This is a genomic window from Paenibacillus lycopersici (assembly GCF_010119935.1).
GTDB classification, from domain to species: Bacteria; Bacillota; Bacilli; order Paenibacillales; family Paenibacillaceae; genus Paenibacillus_Z; species Paenibacillus_Z lycopersici.
This window is the reverse complement of sequence record NZ_CP048209.1, coordinates 4,132,813-4,158,176: the sequence shown is the minus strand read 5'-3', so window position 1 is coordinate 4,158,176 and position 25,364 is coordinate 4,132,813. Positions and strand designations below refer to the sequence as shown.

The following is a 25,364-nucleotide window of genomic DNA, read 5'->3' as shown; positions in this document are numbered from 1 at the left end:
GCGGAGGTTAATCGAAGATGAATATGAAGAATCGGACGGCGCTTACCGTCGTCCTGTCCGCCATGCTGCTCGTAGCATCGGCATGCGGAACGAAACCAGACAACGCGGCACAAAACCAAAACGCAGCGAACTCCCAGACGGAAACGTCCGCCAGCGGCAGCAACGCAGGTCAATCGGGTACGCCGAAGCAGTGGTCGGAGAAGCCGAAAATGGCGATTGACACGAACAAGTCGTACAGTGCCGTATTCAGCACGAACAAAGGCGACTTTACCGTAGAATTGTATGCCAAGGACCGGCCGGAAACGGTCAACAACTTCGTCTTCCTGTCCAAGGAGAAGTTCTATGACGGCGTGAAGTTCCACCGGATTATCCAGACGTTCATGATCCAGGGCGGCGATCCGACCGGCACCGGAGCGGGCGGTCCGGGCTATAATATCCCGGATGAGCTGGACGACAAGTACAAGTACGACGAGGGCGTCATCGCGATGGCGAATACGGGGCAGCCGAATTCCGGCGGCAGCCAGTTCTTCATCTGCACCGGGGCGGACGCAGCCGGCTTGAACAACATGCCGAACTATACGATTTTCGGCAAGGTGACCGACGGCATGGACACCGTGAAGGCGATCGCCGCCACGCCGGTCACGACGAGCGCGCAAGGCGAAGCGAGCGCGCCGACGGAAGACATCGTGATCAAGACGATCACGATTTCGGAGAAATAAGCTTGACCAAGGGGAGAACGGATGAATGCCGTTCTCCTTTTGTCGTTCATCCGGCCGGCCGAACGTCTGCCGGACAGGCCGGGCCTGGTTTATTTGCGGGGTTCGCTGGTGATGGCCGTTAGATTGTGGTAATCTTTTTTTAATGAGGGAAATCTGCCCTGCCTGCTTGTTTACATGTCCGCGCAGCAACTGAAGCGAGATCCTAACGGAAAGGTCGTTCCGTATGAAACGTAAATTTTCTGACCGAGCCAACTGGCGCCGCATTCTGCGTAGAAGCTATACGTGCTTGACCATGGACGGGGATGAGTTCAAAGGACTGGTGACGTTCTACCGGATTCATGAATTGCGCGAGCCGTTGTGGAAAGAATACAACGGACGCAAATTATGCCTGGCCGACCGTGGATATTTGTGGATGCAGCATTTTCCCCGGGGCGAGCATTTCGTCGTGACGACGATGTTTGACGATAAGAACCGCGTTGTTCAATGGTACATCGATATTTGCAAGACGCAAGGACTGACCGATCAGCAGGTGCCGTGGTTCGACGATCTGTATCTCGATGTCGTCGTGCTGCCGAGCGGAGAAGTGTTCCTGCTGGACGAGGATGAGCTGGAAGAAGCGGTTATTCAAGGCGCGGTGACGAACAAGGACGCCGCTCTGGCACGGAAGACGGCGGGCAGACTGCTCTCCACGATACGAAACGGACGGTTTCGTTATTTCACGCTTAGTCTGAAGCATCGCAAGACGCTGGCGCAGAGCGGGGAATTAAGCGAGTCGTGAAATCGGCCGCGGTTCCGAAGCGCACGCCCAAACGCCCGAAACGCAGCTCCCGCAGACGATTCCGTCCATTCGTCCTTCTTCTGCGGATCTGCGCTTGGGTCGCGGCGTTGGGCGTATTCTGGTGCGCGTATCTGCTGTGGCTGATAACCAGCTACGATGCGCCGAATCCGGTCCCGAAAGCGGATGCCGCCATCATACTCGGCGCGGCGCTATGGGACGATCAGCCAAGCCCCGGCTTGCGAGAGCGGCTGGAGAGCGGTTACGAATTGTACAAGCAGGGCACGGTGCGGCATTTCATCTTGACCGGCGGCCTGGATCATAACGGCTCCACCCTGACAGAGGCGGAAGGCATGCGCAATTATTTGCGCTTGAAAGGCGTGCCGGATAGCGCGATGGTGCTCGAGAACGATGCCCGCAGCACGTACGAGAATTTGCTGTTCAGCAAGCCTCTTGCGGCTAAGCGAGGCTGGACGAAGCTGCTGATCGTGACGCATGATTATCATGCGCCGCGCGCGGGCGATATCGCGAGCTACTTGAAATATCCATCCGGCACGACGGCCGTCGGCTACAAATCGAAAGTGCTGAACTTGACGTTCAACTACTCCCGCGAAGTGCTTGCCTTCACCAAATGGAAAGCCGACGAGCTGATCATGCGAATGGGCTTCCATCTTCCGGATTCGTTCTGAAGCAGCTCCGCTTCGCGGCGGAAATCTGTTAATATGGCTGTCATCGCTAGAATACAATGGATTATATGCGCAGCAGTTGCTCATGATCCTTTGAAGGATAGGTGATGAAGCAGATATGGACGATCGAGTCGTAACGTCGGGCGGAAGCGGAAGCGGCCGGCCTGCCCGTCAAATCAATATTGTCCTTCGAAGCAGCGATACGCTCGCCCTTACGGGCAGTTCGCCCCCGCAGCTCGAGAGCGAGCCCGCGCACTCGGCGCGGCCGCTGCCGCCGGGCGACCCGTATCTGGACATTCAGCGCGAGCTGGAACCGATGGTCGGACTGGAGAACGTCAAGCAGCTGATCTATGAAATCTATGCGCTGCTGCAAATTAGCCGCATGCGTTCGGAAGCCGGTTTGTCGGGCGGCTCGCATGTGTATCATATGATTTTCACCGGTAACCCGGGCACGGGCAAGACGACGATCGCACGGATCGTGGCGAAGCTTTTTCAGAAGATGGGCGTTCTCTCCAAGGGCCATATGATCGAAGTGGAGCGCGCGGACCTGGTCGGCGAATACATCGGCCACACGGCGCAGAAAACGCGGGATCTCGTGCGCAAGGCGCTCGGCGGCGTGCTGTTTGTGGACGAAGCGTACAGCCTGGCGCGGGGCGGGGAGAAGGATTTCGGCAAAGAGGCGATCGACACATTAGTCAAGGCGATGGAAGATTACAGGAACCAGTTCGTGCTCATTCTGGCCGGGTACCCGCTGGAAATCGAGCAGTTTCTGATGACGAATCCGGGCCTGCCGTCGCGGTTCCCGATCCAGATCGAATTCCCCGATTACTCGGTCGACCAGCTTATTCAAATTGCCGAGCTGATGGCCAAGGACCGCGATTACACGCTGATGCCGCAGTCGATCTTCAAGCTCCGCCAGCATTTGATGCTGGAGAAGACGATGTCGATGTTCGCCTTCAGCAACGCGCGGTACGTGCGCAATATTATCGAGAAGGCGTTCCGCTATCAGGCGGTTCGGCTCATGACGCAGTATCCTACGGGATCGCCCGGCAAGCAGGAATTGATGTCGGTGCGTCCCGAGGATCTGAAGTGGGAGAAGTAACGGCGTCCGGCATCGCGATAGACGTGAAACAAAGGAGCGGTACGATAACTGCATGCGCCAACCATCTTACGATACCGATACGGATCTGCGTGACCGGGCAATACTGGTCAGCCTCGTGACGCCGGATATCAAGCGCGGTTCCGGAGATCCGGAGCACTCGCTGCGCGAGCTCGTCAATCTGGCGGAAACCGCGGGCGTCGAGGTGCTCGCTTCGATGACGCAGAACAAGGACAGCGTCGATGCGAAATGGTTCATCGGCAAAGGCAAGGTCGAAGAGCTTCGCCTGGCCGCGGATGAACTTGGCGCCACGACGGCAATCTTCGATCAGGAGCTGTCGGGCGCCCAGGTGCGCAATCTGGAAGAAGCGCTCGATTTGAAGATCATCGACCGGACGCAGCTCATTCTGGATATTTTTGCGCAGCGAGCCAAAACTAGAGAAGGCATTATTCAAGTCGAGCTGGCGCAGCTCAGCTATCTGCTGCCGCGTCTATCCGGGCACGGACGCAATTTGTCCCGTCTGGGCGGCGGGATCGGTACGCGGGGACCGGGCGAATCGAAGCTGGAGACGGATCGCCGCCACATACGCGGACGGATCACGGATTTGAAGCATACGCTGGAGGAGATCGTCCGCCATCGCACGCTTCACCGCGAGCGCAGACGGAAGTCCGGCGTCCAGCAGGCCGCCTTGGTCGGCTATACGAATGCCGGCAAGTCCACGCTGCTGCGCGAGCTGACCCAAGCGGACGTCTATGTGGAGAACCAGCTGTTCGCCACGCTGGATCCGACTTCCCGTCTCTTGGAGCTGCCAAGCGGCAAGGAAGTCATCCTGACGGACACCGTCGGCTTCATACAGAATTTGCCGCATGATCTGATCGCCGCTTTCCGGGCGACGCTGGAAGAGGTGTGCGAGGCGGATCTCGTTCTTCACGTTATCGACGGTTCCTCCGCAATGCGAGACGAGCAAATCGCCGTCGTGGAGCGCATTTTGGGGGATCTTGGCGCCGCGGATAAGCCGCAGCTCAAGCTGTATAACAAGATCGACCTGTGCGTGCAGGACCGCCCCGGGCTTGTTCCGGCCAATGGACCGGGTGTGCTGGCCATTAGCGCGTATAACGCGGGTGATCTGTCCCGGCTTCGCCAAGCCGTTCAGGACAAGCTGGTCGGCAGCACGCTGACATTCGCCGTCCCCGCCGAACGCGGAGACCTGATCGCGCTCGCTTATCGAACGGGCGAGGTGCTGGAGCAGTCGGTCGATCAGGATCGGATGGTATTGAAAGTGCAATTGAATAAGCAGGACTACGAGGTGCACGGACATAAGCTGGAAGCTTATGTGCTTCACCGTTGACGCAAGCTTGCGATTAAGAGGAGAGACTTGGACAGTGAAACGTCAAGGTGACAACTGGTTGGCTTTAACGAAGTGGGCGGAGGCTGCGGAGCAGCAGGCCGCCCCTGTTTTTCGTTCCATTGACGGTATCGCCGAACGCAATCAATGGAAGGTGATCGATGCGTTCCAGCAGCATCGGGTAAGCGATTTTCATTTCAACGGCTCGACGGGCTACGGTTATAACGATACCGGCAGGGAAGTGCTCGATCTCGTATACGCGGACGTAATGGGCGCCGAGGCGGCGCTCGTCAGGCCGCATTTCGTATCCGGCACGCACACGATCAGCTGTGCGTTATTCGGCCTGCTTCGGCCGGGGGACGAACTGCTCTATATCACGGGCCGGCCGTACGACACGCTGCATAAAGTCATCGGCGAGCCAGGGGACGGCAAAGGCTCGCTGCAGGACTTCGGCATCGGCTATGGCGAAGCGGCGCCGCTGCCGGATGGCTCGATCGACTGGGAAACCGTCGCGGCAAAGATCACCGGCCGGACGCGCGTCATCGGCATTCAACGCTCGCGCGGCTATGATTGGCGCGCCTCTTACACGGTCGCCCAGATCGGGGAGATGGTCGAGCGGGTCAAAGCGTTGAAACCGGACGTCTACGTCTTCGTAGATAACTGTTACGGCGAATTCACGGAAGAGCTGGAGCCGACCCAGGTCGGCGTCGATCTGATGGCCGGCTCGCTGATCAAGAATCCGGGCGGCGGCCTGGCGCCTACGGGCGGATACGTGGCCGGCACCAAACACGCGGTGGAATTGACGTCTTACCGGTTAACCGCGCCGGGCATCGGAGGCGAGGTCGGCGCAACGCTCGGAACGCTGCGCGCGATGTACCAGGGCTTGTTCCTTGCTCCTCATCTCGTCGGACAAGCGCTCAAGGGCAGCGTCTTCGGAGCGGCGATGTTCGAAATGCTCGGCTTCGAAAGCAACCCGCGCTACGACGCTCCGCGAACGGACCTGATCCAGGCGATCCGCTTCAAGGAAGCGGAGCAGCTGATCGCGTTCGTGCAGGGCGTGCAGCGCGCATCTGCCGTCGATGCCCATGTCGTTCCCGAGCCGTGGGACATGCCGGGGTACGAACATCCCGTCATCATGGCTGCCGGTACGTTCATGCAAGGCGGCAGCTTGGAGCTGTCCGCGGACGCTCCGATTCGCGAACCGTATATCGCCTATATGCAAGGCGGTCTCACCTATGCCCATGTCAAATATGGTGTTCTGAATGCGTTGTCCATGCTAGCCGACCGTAAGTTAATTGTAATTAAACCTTACACAACTTGACATGTTTTTGGCGTAGCGTTACAATGGAAGCATATATCAGACACTGGAAGGTTGATGCGATATGGGTGACGAAATACGCAGAAATATGGCGCTTTTTCCGATCGGCATCGTCATGAAGCTGACGGATTTGACCGCACGGCAAATCCGTTACTACGAACAGCATGAGTTGATCGTGCCTGCACGTACGTCCGGCAACCAAAGGTTATTCTCGTTCAATGACGTGGAGCGGCTGCTCGAAATCAAATCGCTGATCGAGAAGGGCGTTAACATTGCCGGCATTAAGCAAGTCATGAATCCGGTTTCCAAGGAATCGGAGGATGCAACCGTCGTGAGCGAGCTTTCCGAAGTGAAGCGACGCGAGCTGTCCGACGCCCAGCTTCACCGCCTGTTGAAACAACAGCTGATTGAGAAGAGGCCCGGGAACAAGGCCTCGCTTATCCAAGGTCAATTGTCCCACTTCTATAACAAAAGATAATCGAATGCCATTCGCCATAATTCCAACCACCACTATTAAGGAGCTGATCGCGTGAGCTACACGAAAGATGACATCAGACGTATCGCACAGGAACAGAATGTTCGGTTTATTCGACTGCAATTCACGGATTTGCTCGGCACGATCAAGAACGTCGAGATTCCCGTCAGCCAGCTGGAGAAGGCGCTTGACAACAAAATGATGTTCGACGGCTCTTCGATCGAAGGCTACGTGCGTATCGAAGAATCCGACATGTACCTGTATCCGGATTTGGATACGTGGGTCGTATTCCCATGGGTAGCGGAAGACCGCATTGCCCGTTTGATTTGCGATGTGTATATGCCGGACGGCACGCCGTTCGCGGGCGATCCGCGCGGTATCCTGAAGCGCGTGCTGAAAGAAGCGGAAGAAATGGGCTTTACGTCGATGAACGTCGGTCCGGAACCGGAATTCTTCCTGTTCAAAACGGATGCGAACGGCAATCCGACGACGGAGCTGAACGACCAAGGCGGTTATTTCGACCTTGCGCCGATGGATCTCGGCGAGAACTGCCGACGCGAAATCGTGCTGACGCTCGAAGAGATGGGCTTCGAAATCGAAGCTTCCCACCACGAAGTGGCGCCGGGCCAGCATGAGATCGACTTCAAATACGCGGACGCCATCAAAGCGGCCGACCAAATTCAAACGTTCAAGCTCGTCGTCAAGACGATCGCGCGTCAACACGGCCTGCACGCGACGTTCATGCCGAAACCGCTGTTCGGCGTAAACGGCTCCGGCATGCACTGCCATCAGTCGCTGTTCCAAGGCAATGTCAACGCGTTCTATGACGAGAGCGACAAGCTCGGCCTGAGCCAAACGGCGCGTTATTACATGGCTGGCGTGCTGAAACACGCCCGTGCTTTCGCGGCTGTAACGAACCCGACCGTCAACTCGTATAAGCGTCTGGTGCCCGGCTACGAGGCGCCGTGTTATGTGGCATGGTCCGCGAGCAACCGCAGTCCGATGATCCGTATTCCGGCTTCCCGCGGACTGAGCACGCGGATCGAAGTGCGCAGCCCGGACCCGGCGGCGAACCCGTATCTCGCGCTTGCCGTTATGTTGAAAGCCGGCTTGGACGGCATTCAGAACAAGACGCCTCTTCCGGCGCCGACGGACCGCAACATCTACGTTATGACCGACGAAGAGCGGATTGAAGAGGGCATCCCGAGCTTGCCGGACGACCTGAAAGAAGCGCTCTCCGAGCTGCTTCGCAGCGAAGTCATCTGCGACGCGCTGGGCGAACACGCGCTGTCTCACTTCTACGAGCTGAAGGAAATCGAATGGGATATGTACCGCACCCAGATTCATGAGTGGGAACGGGATCAGTATCTGACGCTGTACTAGAATGACGAATGCAGTAATGGCGCGGGTTTGAGGGGCTTTTTATTCTGGGGGCATTTTGGAGTGTGCAGGTTGTACTATCAATCTGCCCCCGAAATGCCCCCCGTCTTTTGAGTCAGACCATCTACGTAGGCATCAATTTTATCGGTGTTTTTCGCCTCGAGTTTTTTGGAGATGTGTGAGTAGACGTCGGATGTGATCTGAATGCTCCCGTGTCCGAGCTGCTCCTGGACATACTTCATATCGGCTCCGGCCTCGAGCATGAGGACCGCGCGTGTATGGCGCAGCGCATGGATCGGTAGAGCTGGAAGCTTTGCCCGAATAAGTATCCGTTCAAATGCGTTAAATAGGCTGGAGTTTCGCATCGGCGAGCCGTCTGGTCGGCACAGGACCAGATTAAGCTTATGGTAGTACAAATCACCCGAGTTGAGTTTGTTTTGGTTTTGCCAAGCAAGATGGAACCGCAAGTCGCTCGCGAGCCCCTCGCTGATTTTTACGATCCGCTCGGAATGCATCGTCTTTGTATCCCCAAACATCGCTTCATTAATCTTTGCTTTGAAGTCTAATGTCTTATTTATGCGAATCGACAGGTTTTTAAAATCGATATCGCTCCATTGAAGTGCCCCGGCTTCGCCTTTTCGCAGACCTGTTCCAATGAGCAGCCGGAAAAATATCCAGTAGATATAACCGTAATTGTGAGCTGCTTGCAGAAAATGAGGGACATCCGATGACTCGATAAACTGCACTTCTCGTTTTCGCTTGATGCCTTTGTTAATAGCGCCTACGCAAGGATTACGATCGATCTTACCCTGAATTAGCGCCCGACTCATCGCGGAATTGACTGTAGTATGGATGATCTCGACAGTCCGACGACTCAATCCTTTGCTCAGGCAGTGATCGAGGAATTTCTGGTACATGTCCGGTTTCAATTCTCGAAGCATTAGTTTTTTAAAATACGGCTTAATGTGATTTTTAACGTTTAATTCGTGCAGTGCCGCCGTATTTTTTCTTTTTACACCCTTTTGGTAATTCTCAATCCAGTGATCCAGATAATCGGATAGCGGCAGATCAGATTGCTCCGAACCCTCCTTAAGCTTCCGTAAAAACTCCGCAGCCGCCAGTTCGGCCTCAGGTTTTACCCTAAAACCTCGTTCCGATTTCTCGCGGACTTTTTTTGTAAAAGGGTCTGTGTACTTTAAACGGTACTCCCATCCGGTCGAGTGTTTCTTGTAACTTGCCATTTCTTTTCCACCTTTCAGAACATATGTTCGTTTTGTATCTATAGTAAACCGCCTCACGGCAGGAAAGCGCGAGTCAGCAAACAAAGCATGTATAGTCAAACAGGTCTAGCACTCCCAATGGCTCAAAAACTACGGTTCGATGACCGACCTGTGCGGACAGGCCGTACTTATCTATGTAGTAGCTGATGGCCTGTTGCAAAAAATCCTCGGTGACACCTAAAAATGCTGCGAGCTCATGTCGGCTCCGTACACCTTTATGGTGGGCTTGTGCAATTGTAGAGAGCGGAACGAGGCGCTGGTACGCCCAGCCTCGGGCGCGGCGCTCTTGCTTACGGTTTCGAACGTCTGCCTGGTCGAGGATATTGCCGAAAGAAGTGTGGTGGTGCCCTAGTTCCTCAGCGAGGACACAAATGCGCTCTTCTTTGCTGCAGACCGCTGCCGCATTGATGGTTATGACATTGTCTGAGTACAATCCCTTAATCCGTTTGGATTTAAACCGGTAATCGACCACTTTAATCCCTTCGCGCTCGGCCTCGGCGTAAAGCGGGAGAAGATGCATAAGCATTCAGTCCTTCCGCTTGGATTTGATATATTTTGCGTATTCCAAGATCTCGTCCATTTCTTCTTTGGTATAATCTTCGCCATCAAAATGAGCTGCCAGCGTTTCTGGCTTGTCGTCAGTGATCAGGTCCAAGCCGTTTTCTTCTATAATGTTACTCTTTTTTATTCCGAAACGGTTCGCGATCTTCTCGATTGCGCCCATTCTCGGCTCCTTTAGGCCTGTCTCCCATGCGGAGACCGCTTTATTCGTTACACCAGCAATCTCGGCGAGCTGCTGTTGGGTTAGATCATATCGCTCCCTTAACTTTTTGATGTTATCCGCGATACTCACAATCATCACTCCAAATTGGTTTATGTCCAGAGTATACATAGTATGTCGATAAAAATCAACTCAAAGATAGATTAATTGTGATTTAGGTCGTTGACATTCTACTTTAGGTAGATTATTATTGGATTCAACGGCAGCAGAGAGGAGGTGTTGCAGCGATGACACTGACCGTTAAACAAGCAAGACAGCTAAAAGGCTGGACGCAGAAAAGAGTCGCCGCCGAACTTGGGGTGCACCGCCAAACTTTTAGTAAATGGGAAAGCAATCCTGACGAAATGCCTGTCGGGAAGGCAAAGCAGTTCTCAAAACTTGTTGATCGCAGTGTAGATGAAATTTTTTTTATCGCATAGTCTACTTTAAGTAGACAATTATCGCGAAAGTAGAATGAAAGGAGGAGCAAAATGATCTCTGTGAGTGTAGATGCGGCAGAAGCAAAAGCAATCATCCATAAACACATCGCTGAGCTAATCAAAGAGGTCGACGCCGAGAAAGTATTTTGGGACACAGGAGAGCTCAAACGGCGCACTTGTATGAGTTGGGAGACGATCCAGAGTCAATTTTTTTACGACTCGCGTTTTCCAAAATTCAAGCTTGGCGGGAAGTGGTACTTCCCGACTAAGGCCACTAGGGAGTTCCTGCTGATGTGGCTACATGAACAAGGAGGCAACGAACTAATATGACTCAACTCGTATTTATCGACAATGGTAAGCCTGTCACGGATAGCCTGGCGGTGGCCGAGACGTTCAGCAAGCGGCACGATGATGTGTTAAAAGCAATTCGAAACTTGGAGTGTAGTGATGATTTCCGCCTCCGCAATTTTGCGGAGACCCCCTACACTCACCCGCAGAACGGTCAGACCTACTCGAAATACCTCATCACACAAGATGGATTCTCGTTCCTGGTCATGGGTTTCACCGGCAAAGAGGCGGCACGCTTCAAGGAGATGTATATCGGAGAGTTCAACCGGATGCGCGATCAACTTTCCGTGCCGATGCCTAAAGTGCCTCTAGCCAACATGGAGCACGACAAGATTACGAAGCTGCTCCAAATGGTTCGGATGGCAGAGCAGGGAGATCTCTTTACCCCTGAAACGGATCGTGCGATTCGGAAGCAGATTGCGGAGATGATTACGGGGCAACCGAGAGTCGAAACGGCTCCACAGCCCGCTAGATTACCTCGCCCTGCTGGTAACTGGTATACGACAAAGGAAGTCGCCGCGATTGCTAAAGTAACGGTTCATCTGATATCAAAGCTTTCCAGTGAACACGGGCTTCGAACTGAGCAGTTTTGCCGCCTTGAATCCAACCGCTCTGGAGAGAACAGCACCGGGCTGACCTGGGTCGTATACAACGAAACGGCCAAAGACCTGCTCGTAGAGTATGCGAACGAGCGCATTGCTCTCGGGTACACTCCTCGGCTTGGTCAGAAGTGGAGCCGCAAGAGGGCTCGGGGATAAGCGGACTTCGTAACTGTCGCTCAAAGCAACCGCGTAAGGAGGGAATTGCATCGTGCGCATTAAGATCAACGGCAAGGATATTGACCCTGGCGACCGCGTCACTTTTGAATCGTCTGACTATCCAGACAGCCTGGCGCTCGTAATCGCGCTAATCGGCTTGGGTATCATCTTTTGGATTGCGTCGGGAGGGCTGCTGTTATGATCGGCATCCATCCCGTGCACCGCCGCCTGGCGGAGCTGCTTGAAAAGTCTACCAGGCTGGGCGGGCTCATCTACCTGTCAGGTGCAGAGCAGGCCGAGATCAGTCATTGCCTGCACATCAACGCCAAACTCGTCCGCGAGCTCGATCAGCTTAAGCAATTGGCGTGGATCGCCTGCGAGGCCGGGGATGTGGAATGGCAATACGAGCTGTGCGAGCGGATCGACAAATTGGAGGCAACGCTGTGAATGGGACGGAATTCGGAGCCTACTTGAAGCAGCTGCGGAAGCGTAAAGGGCTGACAATGATGGATGTAAAGGATCTGTGCGGCATATCTACCCCCTACATGTCGCAGTTGGAAACAGGATATAAAGGCGTACTACCGTCACCTGAAATCCTCCGCAAACTATCCGCCGCTCTTGGCGTGACTCACATCGGCATGATGATCAAAGCCGGCCACGTCACAGAAGACGAAGTGCTGACGATGCGTCGGGAGCACGGCATCTATGATTGATTGTAGTAACGAGAGGAGGTGTGAGGAGAGATGGACCTTTCTAAAGTCAGCATTGCCGATCTAGTTGCAGAGCTGGCAAGCCGAGATGGGGTTGATCGGATTTCAGTCGGAGCGTATCAGCAGTATGAGTTGCGGAAGAAGTACGGCGCCGACCGCGATCAGATCAGCGCCGAAACGGTTCTGGTTGTAAATTACTTGGAGACTTGATAGAAGCTCCAAACAAGCGCGAACGTCTCCAAAACGTTAGAATTCCCCTTTGACTTGGTACTCAGGTGTTCGAGTATTAAGCCGAAATCGTCTTCATCTGGAAAGCTCGAATCGCGAAGTATGTCGTCTGCTAGGTCGCCAATTGGGAGATCAACGCCCTTAAAGCAGGCAATCCAGGTTTTAAACGTCCAGGGAATAGGAGTGGGCATATTGACTCGCCTCCTTTCTGCAAGAATCTGATTACGCATCTATCATTTTACAGTTAAACAGGATTTCCGGGAAGAAGCACGAGAGGAGGTGAGAAGAAAGGTGAACGAAGCTCAACGGCCTCAGGATGAAATACCATGGGTCAACATCGTGTGTGACGGTGATGCAGATCGGAGCACGATGGGCCTGCTGACTGTAGGGGATATGCAAGTACTGTACAAGGTGCAGGAAATGAAAAACGATCATCGCGGGGTAGGAGCCGCAATGATCGCACGATAATCAAAACATATTACCGCTATTTTACCTTACAAGGAGGCAATTATCAATGGTTAAAGGCGTAAAAGCATTTGGCGCGGGGTTCCAGTGCCGCGGATTTCAGTTCAAGGAGAATGAAGTATTCGAGGTGACAGACCTTCCGAGGGCTTGCCGAAGAGGTTTCCATTTCTGCGAAAACCCTCTCGACACGTTGGATTATTACCCACTGATCGACGATGCCGGCATTGTCACGGAGTTCGCCGAAGTTGAAGCGCTTGGCGATGTCGATACGGAAGAAAACAAGATTTCTACCAATAAAATCCGCATCGGTGCAAAGCTCGGCCTGGCCGGTTTTGTAAAAGCTTCGTTCGACTTCCTGTGGGAAAAGTGCTGGACCGATCCGCGAGCCATCACCAATGAATCCGGCGATTCCGAGGGCAACCATACCCAGCTCGCCAGCAGCGGCGACGGTGCCCGGCTCGCCAGCAGCGGCAACCATGCCCAGCTCGCCAGCAGCGGCAACCATACCCAGCTCGCCAGCAGCGGCAACCATGCCCGGCTCGCCAGCAGCGGCGACGGTGCCCGGCTCGCCAGCAGCGGCGACGGTGCCCGGCTCGCCAGCAGCGGCGACGGTGCCCGGCTCGCCAGCAGCGGCGACGGTTCCCAGCTCGCCAGCAGCGGCGACGGTGCCCGGCTCGCCAGCAGCGGCGACGGTGCCCGGCTCGCCAGCAGCGGCAACCATACCCAGCTCGCCAGCAGCGGCAACCATGCCCGGCTCGCTCTGCAAGGTACGCAATCTGTCGGCGCGGCGATCGGCCGGGGCAACAACCTCATTCGCGGTAAAGTCGGCAGCTGGATCACTCTTGCGGAATGGGCGCGGGCCGGCGCTACCTATAAGCCCGTTTGCGTTAAGTCCGCGCTGATCGATGGCGAGACCATCAAGGCCGATACCTGGTATGCATTGCGAGACGGCGAGTTTGTCGAGGTGCAGCTATGATCGCCGCCAAGCGGTCGGCGCGGCCGCTCGAACGGCAGCTCCGCGCGATGGTAGCCAAGGTCATTCTGCTCGATGCAGAGTGCCAGGTGTGCGGCGGCCGGATGCATGACAAGTTTCTGCAACCTTTCCCCGGCGCGCCGGAAGTTAAGGCATGCCATCACTGCATCGACGAGACGGCGGGGGTGGATGTCGATGCTTAAAGACCAAGCACGCGATCTTGAGGAGGACCTTGCGCTTTGTGAGGCAGCGACACCGTCTCAATGGAGCTCGATTCCGTGCCGGTGCGGTGAATGCAACATGCAGTTTATCAGTGTGGCATGGTCCGAAGGAAGATTTGAGCCGGCGGACGCTCGATTCATTACTGCCGCACGCGAGGGCTGGCCGTACGCGATCCGCCGCGCGCTGGAGCTGGAAGTCGAAAATGATCGGTTGCGCGAGGAGATCAGCTTAATGCAAGAGCAGGTGCAGCAACACCGTAGCCTTTGCTACGACTAACATACACCAGGAGGCAAGATCATCATGTCCGTACAAATCATCATTAACAGCGAAACCGCCGAAGAAGCACTGCTTAAAATCGCCGCTTTAGCGGCAGGGCTGACAACTGGCCGTGTGGAGCCGATCACAATCCCTGCGCCAGCGGCGGAGCCCGAGAAGCCGAAACGGCAGCGTCAGACGAAAACGGAAACTCCAAAGCAGCCAGAACCGCCTGCCGAGGAAGACGACCAGGCAGACGATGTCGAAGAGCATCTCGACCAGCAGGACGCAGGTGACAACGAGGACGTCCCGACCGATGTCGATCTGCGCGCGGCAGCGAGTGAAGCCGGCAAGCGTGTCGGCGCTGCGCAGGTCAAGGGGCTGCTGAATAAATATGGCGTTCCGAATGTGACAGCCATTCCGGCATCGGACCGGAGAGCGTTCCTGAGAGATTTGGAGGGCTTGAAGTGAGTCAGGCGCATGCGCAGAGAGCACACGCCCTGCTCGGCGCGTCCAAGGCGGCGCAGTGGATCAACTGCCCGCCGAGCGCCCGGCTGCAGGAGAGCATACCTGACAAGCGCAGCGATTACGCAGACGAGGGTACGGCGGCTCACGAGTATAGCGAGTGGAAGCTGCGGCGACAGCTGCTGCCGTGCGATTCGAAACAGCGCGCGAAGCTCCAGACAGCGATGCAGTATTTCGTAGCCGGCAACCAGTACTATTCATCCGAGATGGAAGACGCCGTCGAGTCCTATGTCGAGACGGTAAGTGAGCGCTTTATGGCCGCGCTCGCCCGCTCGCCGGACGCGGTGCTGTTGCTGGAGGAGCGATTGGATTTTAGCGAGTGGGTGCCTGACGGCTACGGCACTGGCGACGTCGTCATCATCGCCGATCAGGTCATGGAGATCATCGATCTTAAATACGGCAAGGGAGTGCCAGTCAGCGCGGTTGGTAACTCGCAGATGAAGCTGTACGCGCTGGGAGCCTTGTCCGCTTACAACTATCTGTACGACATACGGGAGATCCGCATGACGATCGTGCAGCCGCGACTTGACAGCGTCAGCACGGACACGATCCTGGTTGATGATCTGCTGGCGTGGGCTGAGAGCATCGTCCGGCCGGCGGCCGCGCTGGCCGATGCCGGCGAAGGCGATCTGGCGTCGGGCGATCACTGCCGCTGGTGCAAGGTCAAGGCGACCTGCCGCGCCCGCGCCGACGCCGCTATGTCGGTCCTTGCTCACGAGTTTCAAGATCCGCGTCTCATGACACTGGAGGAGATCGGCAACACCCTGTATATCGTTGAGCAGATGCAGACGTGGGCCAAGGACGTGCAGGAATACGCCTATGAGCAGGCCAAGAGCGGCACGGCCGTACCGCGGTGGAAGCTGGTCGAGGGTCGGAGTGATCGGAAGATCGCCGACATCGAGGCGGCGAAGGCCAAGCTCACAGCAGCCGGCTACGACGAGACGAAGCTGCTGAAAGACCCGGTGCTGCGCGGGATCGGCGAGCTAGAGAAGCTCGTAGGCAAGAAGCAATTCGCAGAGCTGCTAGAGGGCATTGTGATTAAGCCACCAGGCAAGCCGGTCCTCGTGCCGGAGACCGACCCGCGGGCGCCGGTGAACAGCGTCGAAAATGATTTCGCTGGGGAGGATTTCGAAAAATGAAACTAGTTTTTGTCCTTTTAATGAGCGTACTCCTGTTGTCTGCATGTTCTGAGGCCGATACCGTCTCCAAAAACATCTCCAAGTCAGCCGATTCGTTCGAAGTGCAACGCAGGATTGTCTTCTTCAACGGCATCACTGACAAGTACCTTTTGACGATCGAGGGATTATGCTCGCTCGGGAATGATGACGATCCTCGGGAGCTAAGCGTCACATGCAAAGTTGGCCCGAAATCTTACAAGAAGCACTTCTTGGGATTAAGTGACAACGTGAGCTACCTGGTGGAACAGACTGACGCAGTTAACGTGGATCCGTTTCACTACCGTATCGTGTTCCGTCCTGAGACCATCGTTCCAGACATCGATTTGCAGACCAGTAAGTAAGCGCGGTTGATTTTTAATCTGATTCACTACAAGGGAGAGCTGACAACATGGCAAACGATCAATCGACGAAAGTAGTAACGGGCAAGGTGCGTCTGTCCTACGCAAATATCTGGGAGCCAAAGGAAAATGACCAGGGGCAGCTCAAGTACAGCTGCGCGCTGCTCATCCCGAAGACGGATAAGGAGACGCTCCGCAAGATCAAAGCGGTCGTCGACGCACTGAAGGCTGAGGCAATGACGAAATACAAAGGCAAGCTGCCTGCAAATTTCAAGTTGCCCCTGCACGACGGCGACGAGGAGAAGCCTGACGATCCAAATTACGCCGATCATTTCTATGTAAACGCGTATGCCAACACGAAGCCTGGTATCGCGAAGCCCGTCGGTAAAGACGCTGTGGGCAACACCAAGTTTGTTGAGATTACGGACACGACGGAGGTCTACTCGGGCTGCTACGCTCGCGTCTCCCTTAATTTCTACAGCTACGACAACAAGAGCAAGGGGATCGGGGTCGGCCTTAACAACATCGTCAAAGTCCAAGATGGGGAGTCTCTGGCAGGACGCAGCAGTGTAAACGAAGACTTCGCCGAAGAAGAATTCGATGTCGACGGCGAAGACGACTGGATGAATTAAGCTTCTATTAACTATGCATAGGGGATTGGGTAACTGATCCCCTTTCCTATACAGGAGGGTTTGACAATGAGTGAAAGCCCAGTTCAACCATTTATGATCAGCACGTTGGTCGAGGCCGCACACCGCAACGCCGTAAGCAAAGGATGGCACGATGAGCCGCGAAGCTTCGGCGACATTATCTCTCTTATTCACTCGGAGGCATCCGAGGCGTTGGAAGATCACCGGAACGGTCACGAATACACCGAGGTTTGGTACACCAAGAAAATCAACGGTGAAGAGATTCGGACCTATGAGCAGCCGGACGAGACATGGAAGCCCTGCGGCATCCCTTCCGAGCTGGCCGACGTCGTGATTCGCGTGTTCGACGCCTGCGGGCTGTACGGCATCGATCTGGAGACGGCGATCCGCGAGAAGATGGCCTACAACGCGACGCGGCCGCATCGGCATGGAGGCAAGGTGCTATGAGCAAAACACTTTCTAAAGTTGATATTCTTAGTAAATTTGGAAAGCTGTTTGCTTATACCGGAGAATCTCGTCCCATATTACAGGGGATTCACTACGGGACGAACGGGATAGCTTTTGTGACAAATGCTCATTTCGCGCTCCGGGTATCAGGCATGCACAACTTTCAGCAGCCAGTAACACTTAACGCTAAGACAGGGCAACCGATCGAAGGTGTATATCCGGACCTTAGCCGGATTTTTCCTACAGACTTTCTTGAGGAGTTCGAGATCTCGCAGGCAGAGGTTCCGGAAGCGCTGCTCGCCGCGCAATGCACTGCCGCGGTCGCTGTGAGGCTAAGCAAAAAAGTGCCAACAGCCAGATTGGAGATCGACGACGGAATCATTTATCTTAGCGTTGATAGTCAATATCCAGACCTTACTCTGTCCGCTAAGATAGGCGACGCTCCAGTGAAGAGTAAATCGCTTAGAACGTTCAATGCTGAATACTTTTCGACCGCGCTTGCTGTATTTGAAGCCGCTAATACAGCCGTTACGCTGAGACTTCGTGGGCCGAACGACCCGATCGTTCTTTCAAGCGATACAGGAATCGACGTCCTGATTCTTCCATATCGGGTATCTTCATGACCGTTCTCCGCATCGACATCGAGACATACAGCTCTGTCGACTTGATCAAATGCGGTGTTCATCGGTACGTCGAGGCGCCGGACTTTGAGATTCTGCTGTTCGCGTACACCTACGACGACGAGCCAGTGCAGGTGGTCGATCTGACAGCCTTCGAGGACGTTCCTACTCAGGTTATGCGGGACATGGTCGACCCGAACATCATCAAGTCAGCTTTTAATGCCGCATTCGAGAGGACGTGTATCCGGAGGCATTTCGGCATTGACTGCGACCCAGCCCAATGGCGCTGCTCCGCCGTCCACGCGCTGACGCTCGGCCTGCCGGGGAATCTCGGCGGCGTCGCTGAAGTGCTGAAGCTGTCAGCGGAGAAGGACGCCAAGGGCAAAGCGCTGATCAAGTATTTTTCCGTTCCGTGCAAGCCGACGAAGGTCAACGGGCAGCGCACCCGCAATCTGCCGCACCATGAGCCAGAGAAGTGGGCGCAGTTCGTGGAGTACTGCCGGCAAGACGTTGTCGTTGAACGGGAGGTCGCTCGGAAGCTGGAGCGCTTCCCGGTGCCGGAAAGGGAGTGGCGGCTCTGGGCGCTCGATCAGCGCATCAACGATCAAGGTGTCCGGCTCGACCCGGAGCTCGTCCGACAAGCGATTATCTGCGCGGAGAACTACACGGAGCGCCTCACGCAAGCGGCGAAGGAGCTGACCGGGCTGGATAACCCGAACAGTCTAACACAGCTGAAGGCATGGCTCGCTGACCGCGGGCTGGAGACGCCGGACGGCCTCGGCAAGGACTTCATGCCTGTACTGCTCGACGCGGCGCCGGACGAAGACACCCGTCGCATGCTAATGCTCCGGCAGGAGATGGGTAAGACCAGCAACAGCAAATACGACGCCATGGCGCGCACGATCTGCGCGGACGATCGGGTTCGCGGCATCCTGCAATTCTGCGGCGCGAACCGGACGTGGCGGTGGGCTGGCCGGAACGTGCAGATGCACAACTTGCCTAAGAACGAGCTGGAAGACCACGGCGACCTGGCACTCGCGCGGGAGACACTGCGGAGTGGCGATCATGAGATGCTGGAGCTGCTGTACGGAGCGCCGCCGTTCATCCTTTCCCAGCTCGTGCGCACCGCGCTTATTCCATCGGACGGCTGCCGCTTCCTCGTCTCGGACTTCAGCGCTATTGAGGCGCGCGTCATCGCATGGCTGGCCGATGAGCAATGGGTGATCGACGTTTTCCTCGGTCACGGCAAAATCTATGAGGCGACCGCGGCGCGCATGTTCGGCGTCCCGTTTGAGACGATCGTCAAGGGACACGCCAATTACAGCTACCGGGCGCCGGGCAAGGTGGCAACGCTCGCCTGTGGCTTCGGCGGCGGCCGGGCCGCGCTGGAGAAGATGGATAAGAAGAAGGAGATCCCGCCGGACGATTATGACGGCCTTGTGCGGCAATGGCGAGAGGCAAACCCGAAGATCCGCAAGCTATGGTACCGTGCCGAGGAAGCCGCGATGCAAGCAGTTCGGGAGAAGCGGACGGTTAAGCTGGCACACGGTGTCCAGTACCGGTATGCTGCCGGCTTCCTGTTCGCCGACTTGCCGAGCGGTCACAGCCTCGCCTACCCGCAGGTCGAGATTCAACACGATAAGAAATTCGGCAAGGACGGCCTGACGTTCTTCGCGCAGGATGATCGAGGTCAATGGAGCCGACAGCGGACATGGGGCGGGACTCTCGTGGAGAACCTGGTGCAGGCGATCGCCCGTGACTGCCTCGCCGAGAACATGCTTCGGCTGGACGACGCCGGCTACCCGATGCCACTCCATGTGCATGACGAAATCGTCGGCGATTGCCCAGTAGGCTTCGGCGACGTGGATGAGATGACGACGATCATGGGGCAACCAATCGACTGGGCGCCCGGACTGCCGCTGAAGGCCGCCGGGTTTGAGACCTCATTTTACTGTAAGGACTGATGACATTATGACCCGTCACTATTACATCACGCCGGAGGATTACGCCACGGCAGCCGAGTGCGGGATCTGCGCGCGAACGCTGGAGAGTCGAGTGCGCGGGCTTGGCTGGGACGTCGATCGGGCGATCAGCGAGCCGCCGAAAGTGCAACGCTCCTATCCGGAGTGGCGCGAGCTGGCAAAGCAAAACGGAGTATCGAGCGACACATTTTACTACCGGTTTGGGCGCGGCTGGGAGCTGGAGAGGGCGGCTACAACGCCGCCTCTCACTCGCCAGGAGGCAATGACGAGGGCAGCGAGTACCCGGCGCAAAATCCCGGCTAAGATCAGGGCGCTTGCTGACGCCAATGGCATCAAGCGGAGCACGTTCTATGGCCGCATCCGCGATTGTGGCTGGACGCCTGAGCGAGCAGCGACGGAGCCGGTATGGACTCAGGAGCAAGCCAGTGTGTATGGCAATGCCCGGCTCCGGGAGCTTCGCTATCATACAACATATTGAATAGGAGGCTGTACATGCCAAGCTGGGAATCTCTGATTAAGAAACGCATCCGTGAGCTTGAGGAAACACTTGATTCTCCTGTCTGTCGATCCGAGAAAGATAGATCCGGAGTCCAGCAGCAATTGTTTTGCATCTATGGTTTAGCAATCGATAAGGGCGACAAGGTTATCAAACAGCGAGCTGGTGAAGTACTGAGGCGAAAGTTTGTAACAAAATGAATAATCAAATACATGGGAGGGTGAATTTGGATGGAAGCGAAACAATGCGGCCAATTGTATGTATTTGGAAAGTGAAGAATGGCGGGAAAAATATGTGGCCCTATCAAAAAACGCCAAGGACATGAACATTGGATGAACACGGAGGAACATGAGTGGAAAAATTCATAGTCAAGCTGCAACGGGCACTGTTTCCTGAAAATTCGTCTTTGCTTATCAGTAACCGCGATAAGACATTATACCAGCAGCTTCCGTACGAGGGGCCGCTTGTAAAAGCTATTGGGGACAGAGACAAGGTTTATCTTGAAGTAAGTCAGCGAGCAGACGGCGTATTGGTTTTGCATCGTGAAGTCAAAGCAAAATGGTGAATACGGAAGGACATGAGGTGGCTTTGATCGTGAATTGGATTAAGCGATTATTTTGCCGTCATGAATGGGAACACAATCTCGAAGAAAGAAATAAAACCTGCCGCAAATGTAGAAAGACAGAAGAAGTATTCATGGGCTGGGTCTGAATACGGAAGATCATAAGAAAGACGCTCAGCTACGAGCGTCTCGGTATTTTTCAATTTGCTCAATGGTCCAAAGTGGGCCGCTGGCAAGTCTCAGGGCAGGCTCTGGAAACTTATCGCGTTTGATGTATTCAGAGACTTGTTGCTTCGACCATCCAAGCATTGCAGCAGTTTCCGCCAGGCCGACGACCAAAGGCTCCATCCTGTTGGCGATTAGTCGGTTTTGTGGATCGACGTATACGACGCGACCGAGTCCATTACCAAAGTCCTTGACGACATTCCGGATAGCTGTTTTGGGGAGTTTCATTGACTCGTAGAGAGGGCTCAAACCAGTCAAGGAAAGGCCGTACTCTTGGTTCAAAGAGTTAATGTAATCTTCCGCTTCGCTCATTTTATGTTACGTCCTTTCGACCTCATCCGGTTTCCCCGGCTTGTTGGTTAGATCAGTAATATTCGTCAACAAGTTTGAAAGCGACGTGGTGGATAACGGAATCTCTGCCTTTTTCTTTAATAGCGGACTGAGCCTCCTCACTATTTAGTACACGTATTCCCTTTTCAAGCATATTAGGCAATGCGCGTACGGCCCAATTTGCATTCTCTGTCATTCGAAGGATATGTGCTTTCAGTTCTTTTTCCACTTACAACCATCTCCTTTGTTTAACTTTATAAATCAATAATACAACAATTGTTTTACTTTGTCAAACACTTTAATTTAAGAACATGTCCGAATAAAACGCTACGTAAAGGAGAGTCAGTCATCCATGAGCATCTATATTTCTCCTGAGCATTACGAGCAAGCGGCAGCGATCGGCATCTCCAGCAAGAATGTATATCAACGTGTGCACCAGTACGGATGGAGTGTCGATCGGGCGATCAGCGAGCTGCCTATGAAGCGCAGTCTCGAGTTACCCGAACACTGGCTGGTCGTCGCGGCGGCCAACGGCATCAGCCGCCGCAAGTACGCCCGCCGGATCGCGGCCGGGTACACCGAAGAGGACGCGGCCACGCTTACTCATGAAGAAGCGATTAAGCTCCGGGCGGAACGTCAGCGCAAGGTATCGCTTGCGGACATCGAGCGTGCGGAGGCGTTGGGTCTGACGGCACACAGCCTGCGAGAGCGCCTTCGCAATGGCTGGAGCAAAGCGGACGCGTTGACGCTGCCCAAGTTTGAACGGTGCGCCCGCGGAGACTTTGGCGGTTTACGCCGCAAGGAGGCAAAGCATTTGTGAGACGTGTGAACTGGATTTTGCTGGTCGCTCTCGTGTACTGTGCCGGCTTTTGGTTCTTTATGATCCTATTAATCTTACATCTATGGAGGTTAGCATCATGAACGATCCAGTAAATCACCCAGCGCATTACACGGCCGGCGGCATTGAGTGCATCGACGCGATCGCCGCAGCGACGACTGGCCTGACGGGCGAGGAAGCGTATGACACCGGGGCGGCGATTAAATACCTGTGGCGCTGGAAGCGCAAGAATGGTGTCGAGGACTTGCGTAAGGCCCGCTGGTATATCGACCGATTGATCAAGAAAGCGAGAGAAGCAGAGCAGAGGTGACAAGACATGAACGATCTCGAACTGGATATATCGATCGGCAAGCACCGGGCGGATCTCAACTGGAAGGCGCAGTACATGACCTGGCCGGAGCTCTGCGACCGGCTGCGACAGGTCCGCCGGACAGCGGAGAGCATGGCGGAGTACGACAAAATGGACCGCAACGCCCGTGGCAACGCCAAGGACGGCCCCGGCTTCGTCGCCGGGATGCTCGATGGCGGACGCCGGAAGAAGGAGGCGGTCAGCTCGCGCAGCGCGATCACGCTCGACGCGGACTTCGCCGACGACGGCTTCTTGTTCGCCGTCGAGCTTGTCCTTGGCGGCTATGCCTACGCGGTCTACAGCACGCACAGCCATCGCCCGGAGAAGCCGAAATACCGCGTCATCGTGCCGACGGACCGCCCGATGAGTCCCGACGAGTATGCGGCCGCCGCGCGCAAGCTGGCGGAGCAGATCGGCATGAGCTATTTCGACAAGACTACATTCCACATCCACCGCCTCATGTACTGGCCGAGTTGTAGCAGTGATGCCGACCCTGTCCTCGAGATCGCCGATGGCGCCGCGCTGCCGGTCGACAGCCTGCTTGACCAGTATGCGAACTGGCAGGACGTCATGTCATGGCCGCGGCACGCCGATGACAAGGCGCCGGTGCTCGCCGGGAAGCGCGCGCAGGATCCGCGGGAGAAGTATGGCACGATCGGCTTGTTCTGCCGGGCTTACCCGGCCGAGGACGGCATCGCTGAGTTCTTGGACGACGTCTACTCAGTCGGCACGATGCCGAACCGATATACGTACGTCCGCGGCAGCTCCGCGAACGGCCAGGAGCTCTACCCCGGCCAGGAGCTGGTCTACTCGCACCAGGACTCCGACCCGATCGCCGACGGCCGGACATACAACCTGTTCGACCTGGTCCGCGTACACAAGTTCGGCCATCTCGACGAGCGCGTGAAGGATCATACGCCGGATGCCAAGAAGCCAAGTCACATGGCGATGGAGCACTGGGTGGCGAGTCTGCCGGAGGTCAAGCGGATGAAAATGGGGGAGCTCGAGGCGGCGTTTGCTGACGACTTCGGCGACGAGGAGTACGACGATACGCCGGACGCCGCCACGGCCGAGCCGGAGGATAGTTGGAAGGATCAGCTGGAGGTACACCACAAGACGGGTGTACCTCTTGGCACCGCCGGCAATGTCGAGCTATTGCTATCGCACGGCCCGTGGCATGGCGTTCTCGGTTACGACGCGTTCGGCAACGCTGAGGTCGTACTGCGCAATCTACCGTGGCGCGCGCGGGATCGCCGGACCCGTTCGTATGAGCCTTGGCTTGGCGCGGACGACAAGCGCCTGCAGCACTGGCTCTCGAAGACGTATGGCATCAAGGGGGCGGCGATGGTGCAGAATGCCTTCACGGAAGTCGTCCACCGCAATACGTTTCATCCGATCAAGACGTTTTTGGAGGCGACGGAGTGGGACGGCACCGCGCGTGCCGAGCGCTTGTTTATTACGTACCTCGGCGCCGCCGACGCGCCGTATACGCGCCAAGTGACGCGGAAGATGCTGCTGGCGGCCGTGACGCGGCTGTATCGCCCCGGGTGTAAGTTCGACCAGATGCTTGTCCTTGTCGGCCCGCAGGGCGCCGGCAAGAGCTCGCTGCTTGCTAAGCTTGGCCGGGAGTGGTTCTCGGATAGTTTACGGACGTTTGAGAATAAAGAGGCCGGCGAGCACCTGCAGAGCGGCTGGATCTTCGAAATCGGGGAGCTGTCGGCGATGAAGCGTTCAGAGGTCGAGGAGGTCAAGGCGTTTTTATCGAAGACGGAGGACCGGTACCGCGTGGCGTACGATCGCCAGGTGTCAGAGTTTCCGCGGAAATGCATCTTTTTTGGGACCACGAACAACCGGGAGTTTTTGAAGGACGCGACAGGGAATCGCCGTTTTTGGCCAGTGGACGTTGTGCCGGAGCAAGCGGGGCGCAGCCATTGGGACGATTTGACCGACTACGAGGTCCGGCAGATCTGGGCTGAGGTGATGTGCTGGTACAAGGCGGGGGAATCGTTGGAGCTGGATCGCGAGGCCCGCGAGGAGGCAGATCGGCGGCAAGCCGCGCACATGGAGTCCGATCCGCGGGAGGGGCTTATTCAGGAGTGGCTGGAGTCCGAGGAGGTTGACGAGCTGGACCGGCCGACCGGCCAGCAGCGGGACCGCGTCTGTGCGGCCCAGATTTGGACGGAATGTCTCGGCAAACGCCGCGGCGATATGAAGCCATGGGACTCTAAAGAGATCATGGATCTGATGCGGAACATGCACGGGTGGGCTGAACGAAAAGGCAAGGTGCGAGTAGGTGAGTACGGCGTTCAGCGGGTATTTGAACGATCGTTATGACGTTGCCGTGCGTTGCCGTGCGTTGCCGTGCGTTGCCGTGCGTTGCCGTGAGGTGTTGCCGTTGTTGCCGTGATGTTGCCGTCAAACAGAGTTCACGGCAACGTCTCAACCCCTTGCGTGCCAAGGGTTTCAGCGGTTTGTTGCCGTTGTTGCCGTAAAATCCCTAGTAGTAGTAGTAGTAGTAGTATTTAACTATATAGCGGAGCCCGTGAATATAAGTTAAACGCGTAATACAGGAGTACGCGCGAAATGAC

The 25,364-nt window shown here is 55.9% G+C and carries 38 protein-coding genes; 32 read left to right on the top strand and 6 right to left on the bottom strand.

The window, feature by feature from the left end; translation table 11 throughout:
- Positions 1–17: 17 nt before the first annotated feature.
- From GXP70_RS18375 to glnA, 8 genes are all read left to right on the top strand, one after another.
- The gene (locus tag GXP70_RS18375; protein ID WP_162358183.1) at positions 18–719 is read left to right on the top strand and encodes a peptidylprolyl isomerase; all 702 of its coding nucleotides are present in this window, start codon (positions 18–20) and stop codon (positions 717–719) included.
- A gap of 223 nt (positions 720–942) precedes the next feature.
- Entirely contained in the window at positions 943–1,497 is a 555-nt protein-coding gene (locus GXP70_RS18370) for a ribonuclease FAU-1 family protein (protein ID WP_162358182.1), read from the top strand.
- Positions 1,494–2,183: a YdcF family protein gene (locus GXP70_RS18365; protein ID WP_162358181.1), complete on the top strand. Its 690-nt coding sequence runs from the start codon at positions 1,494–1,496 to the stop codon at positions 2,181–2,183. The genes GXP70_RS18370 and GXP70_RS18365 overlap by 4 nt, the downstream gene beginning before the upstream one ends.
- Positions 2,184–2,298: 115 nt before the next feature.
- A complete protein-coding gene (locus GXP70_RS18360; protein ID WP_162358180.1) occupies positions 2,299–3,282 on the top strand; it encodes an AAA family ATPase in 984 nt (327 codons plus the stop codon).
- A 52-nt stretch (positions 3,283–3,334) separates the two neighbouring features.
- Entirely contained in the window at positions 3,335–4,627 is a 1,293-nt protein-coding gene (gene hflX, locus GXP70_RS18355) for a GTPase HflX (protein ID WP_162358179.1), read from the top strand.
- A 34-nt stretch (positions 4,628–4,661) separates the two neighbouring features.
- Complete coding sequence (locus tag GXP70_RS18350) at positions 4,662–5,945, top strand: methionine gamma-lyase family protein (protein ID WP_404822261.1); 1,284 nt, start codon at positions 4,662–4,664, stop codon at positions 5,943–5,945.
- 61 nt (positions 5,946–6,006) lie between these two features.
- Positions 6,007–6,420: a MerR family transcriptional regulator gene (locus GXP70_RS18345; RefSeq protein WP_162358177.1), complete on the top strand. Its 414-nt coding sequence runs from the start codon at positions 6,007–6,009 to the stop codon at positions 6,418–6,420.
- 51 nt (positions 6,421–6,471) lie between these two features.
- Positions 6,472–7,800 (top strand): type I glutamate--ammonia ligase, encoded by a 1,329-nt coding sequence (gene glnA / locus GXP70_RS18340; RefSeq protein WP_162358176.1) that lies wholly within the window; start codon positions 6,472–6,474, stop codon positions 7,798–7,800.
- Positions 7,801–7,877: 77 nt separating this feature from the next.
- Here glnA and GXP70_RS18335 read toward each other — a convergent pair whose 3' ends face one another.
- The 3 genes from GXP70_RS18335 to GXP70_RS18325 form a co-directional block, all read right to left on the bottom strand.
- Positions 7,878–9,038 carry a tyrosine-type recombinase/integrase gene (locus GXP70_RS18335; RefSeq protein WP_162358175.1) on the bottom strand — a complete coding sequence of 387 codons (1,161 nt, stop codon included), beginning with the start codon at positions 9,036–9,038 and terminating at the stop codon, positions 7,878–7,880.
- Between the two features lie 73 nt (positions 9,039–9,111).
- Positions 9,112–9,603: an ImmA/IrrE family metallo-endopeptidase gene (locus GXP70_RS18330; protein WP_162358174.1), complete on the bottom strand. Its 492-nt coding sequence runs from the start codon at positions 9,601–9,603 to the stop codon at positions 9,112–9,114.
- On the bottom strand, positions 9,604–9,930 hold the full coding sequence (locus GXP70_RS18325; protein ID WP_162358173.1) for a helix-turn-helix transcriptional regulator: 327 nt from the start codon (positions 9,928–9,930) through the stop codon (positions 9,604–9,606).
- A 155-nt stretch (positions 9,931–10,085) separates the two neighbouring features.
- Here GXP70_RS18325 and GXP70_RS18320 point away from each other — a divergent pair, with 155 nt between their 5' ends.
- The 7 genes from GXP70_RS18320 to GXP70_RS18290 are packed head-to-tail and all read left to right on the top strand — an operon-like array spanning position 10,086 to position 12,303.
- Positions 10,086–10,277: a helix-turn-helix transcriptional regulator gene (locus GXP70_RS18320; RefSeq protein ID WP_162358172.1), complete on the top strand. Its 192-nt coding sequence runs from the start codon at positions 10,086–10,088 to the stop codon at positions 10,275–10,277.
- 51 nt (positions 10,278–10,328) lie between these two features.
- Entirely contained in the window at positions 10,329–10,607 is a 279-nt protein-coding gene (locus tag GXP70_RS18315) for a group-specific protein (RefSeq protein ID WP_162358171.1), read from the top strand.
- On the top strand, positions 10,604–11,383 hold the full coding sequence (locus GXP70_RS18310; protein WP_162358170.1) for a Rha family transcriptional regulator: 780 nt from the start codon (positions 10,604–10,606) through the stop codon (positions 11,381–11,383). The genes GXP70_RS18315 and GXP70_RS18310 overlap by 4 nt, the downstream gene beginning before the upstream one ends.
- Before the next feature lie 52 nt (positions 11,384–11,435).
- Positions 11,436–11,585 (top strand): hypothetical protein, encoded by a 150-nt coding sequence (locus tag GXP70_RS18305; RefSeq protein WP_162358169.1) that lies wholly within the window; start codon positions 11,436–11,438, stop codon positions 11,583–11,585.
- Positions 11,582–11,830 (top strand): DUF7667 family protein, encoded by a 249-nt coding sequence (locus GXP70_RS18300; protein WP_192043368.1) that lies wholly within the window; start codon positions 11,582–11,584, stop codon positions 11,828–11,830. The genes GXP70_RS18305 and GXP70_RS18300 overlap by 4 nt, the downstream gene beginning before the upstream one ends.
- Positions 11,827–12,096, top strand: a complete 270-nt coding sequence (locus GXP70_RS18295) for a helix-turn-helix domain-containing protein (protein ID WP_162358168.1) — start codon at positions 11,827–11,829, stop codon at positions 12,094–12,096. Before GXP70_RS18300 ends, GXP70_RS18295 begins: the two co-directional genes overlap by 4 nt.
- Positions 12,097–12,126: 30 nt before the next feature.
- Entirely contained in the window at positions 12,127–12,303 is a 177-nt protein-coding gene (locus tag GXP70_RS18290; protein ID WP_162358167.1) for a hypothetical protein, read from the top strand.
- Here the strand turns inward: GXP70_RS18290 and GXP70_RS30340 are convergent.
- Complete coding sequence (locus GXP70_RS30340; protein ID WP_162358166.1) at positions 12,288–12,512, bottom strand: YozE family protein; 225 nt, start codon at positions 12,510–12,512, stop codon at positions 12,288–12,290. The two genes, GXP70_RS18290 and GXP70_RS30340, sit on opposite strands and share 16 nt — an antisense overlap.
- 100 nt (positions 12,513–12,612) lie before the next feature.
- Between GXP70_RS30340 and GXP70_RS18280 the strand changes: the two genes are divergently transcribed.
- The 14 genes from GXP70_RS18280 (at position 12,613) to GXP70_RS18220 (ending at position 21,037) form a co-directional block, all read left to right on the top strand.
- A complete protein-coding gene (locus GXP70_RS18280) occupies positions 12,613–12,789 on the top strand; it encodes a hypothetical protein (RefSeq protein WP_162358165.1) in 177 nt (58 codons plus the stop codon).
- 46 nt (positions 12,790–12,835) lie between these two features.
- Entirely contained in the window at positions 12,836–13,762 is a 927-nt protein-coding gene (locus tag GXP70_RS18275; protein ID WP_162358164.1) for a DUF7666 domain-containing protein, read from the top strand.
- Positions 13,759–13,962, top strand: coding sequence for a hypothetical protein (locus tag GXP70_RS18270; RefSeq protein ID WP_162358163.1), 204 nt, complete (start codon positions 13,759–13,761; stop codon positions 13,960–13,962). The genes GXP70_RS18275 and GXP70_RS18270 overlap by 4 nt, the downstream gene beginning before the upstream one ends.
- Positions 13,955–14,257, top strand: a complete 303-nt coding sequence (locus tag GXP70_RS18265; RefSeq protein ID WP_162358162.1) for a hypothetical protein — start codon at positions 13,955–13,957, stop codon at positions 14,255–14,257. The genes GXP70_RS18270 and GXP70_RS18265 overlap by 8 nt, the downstream gene beginning before the upstream one ends.
- A 24-nt stretch (positions 14,258–14,281) precedes the next feature.
- The gene (locus GXP70_RS18260; protein WP_162358161.1) at positions 14,282–14,707 is read left to right on the top strand and encodes a hypothetical protein; all 426 of its coding nucleotides are present in this window, start codon (positions 14,282–14,284) and stop codon (positions 14,705–14,707) included.
- Positions 14,704–15,900, top strand: a complete 1,197-nt coding sequence (locus GXP70_RS18255; RefSeq protein ID WP_162358160.1) for a DUF2800 domain-containing protein — start codon at positions 14,704–14,706, stop codon at positions 15,898–15,900. The genes GXP70_RS18260 and GXP70_RS18255 overlap by 4 nt, the downstream gene beginning before the upstream one ends.
- Complete coding sequence (locus tag GXP70_RS18250) at positions 15,897–16,280, top strand: beta-sandwich lipoprotein (RefSeq protein WP_162358159.1); 384 nt, start codon at positions 15,897–15,899, stop codon at positions 16,278–16,280. The genes GXP70_RS18255 and GXP70_RS18250 overlap by 4 nt, the downstream gene beginning before the upstream one ends.
- Before the next feature lie 47 nt (positions 16,281–16,327).
- Complete coding sequence (locus GXP70_RS18245) at positions 16,328–16,909, top strand: DUF2815 family protein (protein ID WP_162358158.1); 582 nt, start codon at positions 16,328–16,330, stop codon at positions 16,907–16,909.
- A 66-nt stretch (positions 16,910–16,975) separates the two neighbouring features.
- Positions 16,976–17,374, top strand: a complete 399-nt coding sequence (locus GXP70_RS18240; protein ID WP_225442465.1) for a nucleoside triphosphate pyrophosphohydrolase family protein — start codon at positions 16,976–16,978, stop codon at positions 17,372–17,374.
- Positions 17,371–17,997: a beta clamp domain-containing protein gene (locus GXP70_RS18235; protein WP_162358157.1), complete on the top strand. Its 627-nt coding sequence runs from the start codon at positions 17,371–17,373 to the stop codon at positions 17,995–17,997. The genes GXP70_RS18240 and GXP70_RS18235 overlap by 4 nt, the downstream gene beginning before the upstream one ends.
- Positions 17,994–19,958: a DNA polymerase gene (locus GXP70_RS18230; protein ID WP_162358156.1), complete on the top strand. Its 1,965-nt coding sequence runs from the start codon at positions 17,994–17,996 to the stop codon at positions 19,956–19,958. Before GXP70_RS18235 ends, GXP70_RS18230 begins: the two co-directional genes overlap by 4 nt.
- 7 nt (positions 19,959–19,965) lie before the next feature.
- Complete coding sequence (locus tag GXP70_RS29890) at positions 19,966–20,454, top strand: hypothetical protein (protein ID WP_225442464.1); 489 nt, start codon at positions 19,966–19,968, stop codon at positions 20,452–20,454.
- 14 nt (positions 20,455–20,468) lie between these two features.
- Positions 20,469–20,672, top strand: coding sequence for a hypothetical protein (locus tag GXP70_RS18225; protein ID WP_162358155.1), 204 nt, complete (start codon positions 20,469–20,471; stop codon positions 20,670–20,672).
- Between the two features lie 152 nt (positions 20,673–20,824).
- Positions 20,825–21,037, top strand: a complete 213-nt coding sequence (locus tag GXP70_RS18220) for a hypothetical protein (protein ID WP_162358154.1) — start codon at positions 20,825–20,827, stop codon at positions 21,035–21,037.
- Positions 21,038–21,208: 171 nt separating this feature from the next.
- On the opposite strand, the gene GXP70_RS18215 is transcribed toward GXP70_RS18220, so the two are convergent.
- Both GXP70_RS18215 and GXP70_RS18210 read right to left on the bottom strand, forming a co-directional pair.
- The gene (locus tag GXP70_RS18215; protein WP_162358153.1) at positions 21,209–21,571 is read right to left on the bottom strand and encodes a hypothetical protein; all 363 of its coding nucleotides are present in this window, start codon (positions 21,569–21,571) and stop codon (positions 21,209–21,211) included.
- Between the two features lie 52 nt (positions 21,572–21,623).
- On the bottom strand, positions 21,624–21,818 hold the full coding sequence (locus GXP70_RS18210; RefSeq protein ID WP_162358152.1) for a hypothetical protein: 195 nt from the start codon (positions 21,816–21,818) through the stop codon (positions 21,624–21,626).
- 123 nt (positions 21,819–21,941) lie between these two features.
- Between GXP70_RS18210 and GXP70_RS18205 the strand changes: the two genes are divergently transcribed.
- The 3 genes from GXP70_RS18205 to GXP70_RS18195 all read left to right on the top strand — a co-directional run bounded on the left by GXP70_RS18205 (position 21,942) and on the right by GXP70_RS18195 (position 25,110).
- A complete protein-coding gene (locus tag GXP70_RS18205; protein ID WP_162358151.1) occupies positions 21,942–22,409 on the top strand; it encodes a hypothetical protein in 468 nt (155 codons plus the stop codon).
- Positions 22,410–22,506: 97 nt separating this feature from the next.
- Positions 22,507–22,737: a DUF3310 domain-containing protein gene (locus GXP70_RS18200; RefSeq protein WP_225442463.1), complete on the top strand. Its 231-nt coding sequence runs from the start codon at positions 22,507–22,509 to the stop codon at positions 22,735–22,737.
- A 6-nt stretch (positions 22,738–22,743) separates the two neighbouring features.
- Positions 22,744–25,110, top strand: coding sequence for a virulence-associated E family protein (locus tag GXP70_RS18195; protein ID WP_162358149.1), 2,367 nt, complete (start codon positions 22,744–22,746; stop codon positions 25,108–25,110).
- The last annotated feature ends 254 nt before the right edge of the window (positions 25,111–25,364 follow it).

What these genes read in the sequence shown, in the direction of transcription:
- GXP70_RS18375 (WP_162358183.1), top strand. Translation starts at nt 18, where the DNA reads ATGAATATGAAGAATCGGACGGCGCTTACCGTCGTCCTGTCCGCCATG.
- GXP70_RS18370 (WP_162358182.1), top strand. Translation starts at nt 943, where the DNA reads ATGAAACGTAAATTTTCTGACCGAGCCAACTGGCGCCGCATTCTGCGT.
- GXP70_RS18360 (WP_162358180.1), top strand. Translation starts at nt 2,299, where the DNA reads ATGGACGATCGAGTCGTAACGTCGGGCGGAAGCGGAAGCGGCCGGCCT.
- hflX (WP_162358179.1), top strand. Translation starts at nt 3,335, where the DNA reads ATGCGCCAACCATCTTACGATACCGATACGGATCTGCGTGACCGGGCA.
- GXP70_RS18345 (WP_162358177.1), top strand. Translation starts at nt 6,007, where the DNA reads ATGGGTGACGAAATACGCAGAAATATGGCGCTTTTTCCGATCGGCATC.
- GXP70_RS18335 (WP_162358175.1), bottom strand. Translation starts at nt 9,038, where the DNA reads ATGGCAAGTTACAAGAAACACTCGACCGGATGGGAGTACCGTTTAAAG.
- GXP70_RS18330 (WP_162358174.1), bottom strand. Translation starts at nt 9,603, where the DNA reads ATGCTTATGCATCTTCTCCCGCTTTACGCCGAGGCCGAGCGCGAAGGG.
- GXP70_RS18320 (WP_162358172.1), top strand. Translation starts at nt 10,086, where the DNA reads ATGACACTGACCGTTAAACAAGCAAGACAGCTAAAAGGCTGGACGCAG.
- GXP70_RS18315 (WP_162358171.1), top strand. Translation starts at nt 10,329, where the DNA reads ATGATCTCTGTGAGTGTAGATGCGGCAGAAGCAAAAGCAATCATCCAT.
- GXP70_RS18310 (WP_162358170.1), top strand. Translation starts at nt 10,604, where the DNA reads ATGACTCAACTCGTATTTATCGACAATGGTAAGCCTGTCACGGATAGC.
- GXP70_RS18300 (WP_192043368.1), top strand. Translation starts at nt 11,582, where the DNA reads ATGATCGGCATCCATCCCGTGCACCGCCGCCTGGCGGAGCTGCTTGAA.
- GXP70_RS18290 (WP_162358167.1), top strand. Translation starts at nt 12,127, where the DNA reads ATGGACCTTTCTAAAGTCAGCATTGCCGATCTAGTTGCAGAGCTGGCA.
- GXP70_RS30340 (WP_162358166.1), bottom strand. Translation starts at nt 12,512, where the DNA reads ATGCCCACTCCTATTCCCTGGACGTTTAAAACCTGGATTGCCTGCTTT.
- GXP70_RS18275 (WP_162358164.1), top strand. Translation starts at nt 12,836, where the DNA reads ATGGTTAAAGGCGTAAAAGCATTTGGCGCGGGGTTCCAGTGCCGCGGA.
- GXP70_RS18270 (WP_162358163.1), top strand. Translation starts at nt 13,759, where the DNA reads ATGATCGCCGCCAAGCGGTCGGCGCGGCCGCTCGAACGGCAGCTCCGC.
- GXP70_RS18265 (WP_162358162.1), top strand. Translation starts at nt 13,955, where the DNA reads ATGCTTAAAGACCAAGCACGCGATCTTGAGGAGGACCTTGCGCTTTGT.
- GXP70_RS18260 (WP_162358161.1), top strand. Translation starts at nt 14,282, where the DNA reads ATGTCCGTACAAATCATCATTAACAGCGAAACCGCCGAAGAAGCACTG.
- GXP70_RS18250 (WP_162358159.1), top strand. Translation starts at nt 15,897, where the DNA reads ATGAAACTAGTTTTTGTCCTTTTAATGAGCGTACTCCTGTTGTCTGCA.
- GXP70_RS18245 (WP_162358158.1), top strand. Translation starts at nt 16,328, where the DNA reads ATGGCAAACGATCAATCGACGAAAGTAGTAACGGGCAAGGTGCGTCTG.
- GXP70_RS18240 (WP_225442465.1), top strand. Translation starts at nt 16,976, where the DNA reads ATGAGTGAAAGCCCAGTTCAACCATTTATGATCAGCACGTTGGTCGAG.
- GXP70_RS18235 (WP_162358157.1), top strand. Translation starts at nt 17,371, where the DNA reads ATGAGCAAAACACTTTCTAAAGTTGATATTCTTAGTAAATTTGGAAAG.
- GXP70_RS18230 (WP_162358156.1), top strand. Translation starts at nt 17,994, where the DNA reads ATGACCGTTCTCCGCATCGACATCGAGACATACAGCTCTGTCGACTTG.
- GXP70_RS29890 (WP_225442464.1), top strand. Translation starts at nt 19,966, where the DNA reads ATGACCCGTCACTATTACATCACGCCGGAGGATTACGCCACGGCAGCC.
- GXP70_RS18225 (WP_162358155.1), top strand. Translation starts at nt 20,469, where the DNA reads ATGCCAAGCTGGGAATCTCTGATTAAGAAACGCATCCGTGAGCTTGAG.
- GXP70_RS18215 (WP_162358153.1), bottom strand. Translation starts at nt 21,571, where the DNA reads ATGAGCGAAGCGGAAGATTACATTAACTCTTTGAACCAAGAGTACGGC.
- GXP70_RS18205 (WP_162358151.1), top strand. Translation starts at nt 21,942, where the DNA reads ATGAGCATCTATATTTCTCCTGAGCATTACGAGCAAGCGGCAGCGATC.
- GXP70_RS18200 (WP_225442463.1), top strand. Translation starts at nt 22,507, where the DNA reads ATGAACGATCCAGTAAATCACCCAGCGCATTACACGGCCGGCGGCATT.
- GXP70_RS18195 (WP_162358149.1), top strand. Translation starts at nt 22,744, where the DNA reads ATGAACGATCTCGAACTGGATATATCGATCGGCAAGCACCGGGCGGAT.